Below are 1,287 nucleotides of genomic sequence, written 5' to 3'. Positions count from 1 at the left end.
CACCCACCCCGACAACCTCGTCTACGTCATCTACACCTCCGGCTCCACCGGCAAGCCCAAGGGCGTCACCCTCACCCACACCAACGTCCTACGGCTCTTCGCCAGTGCTCAGCAGCACTACGAGTTCGGTGAGGCCGACATCTGGCCGCTGTTCCACTCGTACGCGTTCGACGTGTCGGTGTGGGAGATGTGGGGAGCACTGCTCCACGGCGGTCGACTCGTCGTGATCCCGGCGGACGTGACGCGTTCCCCGAACGAGTTCCTGGACCTCCTGGTCGCATCCCGGGCCACGATCCTGTGCCAGACACCGTCGGCCTTCCGTTCACTGTCGGCCCTGGCCGGTGAGGGCGATCCGCGGATCGACGAGCTCGACCTGCGTGCGGTGATCTTCGCTGGCGAGCGTCTGGAACTCAGCGAGTTGCGACCGTGGACCGACCGCCTCGGCTGTGACCTCCCGGCCCTGGTCAACATGTACGGCATCACCGAGACGACTGTGCACTCGACGTTCCACCAGGTCTCGGAGAGCGACTTCGGCCGTTCCGACCGCAACCCCGTAGGCGTGCCGCTGGCCGACACCGCCATGCACCTGCTGGACGCGGAGGGCCGGCTGGTACCGGTGGGTGTTCCCGGTGAGATCCACGTGGGCGGCCCCGCCGTCGCCCGCGGATACCTCAACCGCCCCGCCCTCACCGCCGAACGCTTCATCCCGGACCCGTTCGGCCCGGCGGGCTCGCGCCTCTACCGCAGCGGGGACCAGGCCCGGCGCCTCGCCGACGGCACCCTCGACTTCCTCGGCCGCATCGACACCCAGGTCAAGGTCCGCGGCTACCGCATCGAACTCGGCGAGATCGAAGCCCGCCTGCGCGAACACCCCACCGTCCACGACACCGTCGTCACCGCCCGCGAGACAAAGGGCGAGGGCAAGTCGCTGGTCGCCTACGTCGTCGCCGACACCCCGCTCGACGCCGCCGTCCTGCGCGAGCACCTGGCCGCGAACCTGCCGGACTACATGGTCCCCGCCGCCTACATGGCCATCGACCACATCCCCCTCACTCCCAACGGCAAGCTCAACCACCGCGCACTGCCCGCACCCGACGCCGACGCCTTCGCCACCAGCCGGTACATCGCCCCCCGCACCCCCACCGAGGAACGTCTCGCCGCCATCTGGTCCGACGTCCTCGGCCTACCCCAAATCAGCATCGAGGACAGCTTCTTCGACCTCGGCGGCGACTCCATCCGCGCCGTCCGACTCGTCGGCGCCCTGCGCGCCGCCGGCCACGACACCAC

Annotated in this window: 1 protein-coding gene; it reads left to right on the top strand. The window is 69.5% G+C overall.

What is annotated here, in order from left to right; all coding sequences use genetic code 11:
* Nucleotides 1-1,287, top strand: a 1,287-nt coding sequence (locus ACZ55U_RS39085; RefSeq protein ID WP_465534412.1) for a non-ribosomal peptide synthetase, incomplete at both ends; no start/stop codon positions are given.

Source organism: Kitasatospora sp. NPDC034533 (assembly GCF_055575155.1).
This window is presented reverse-complemented; position numbering and strand designations above follow the sequence as displayed.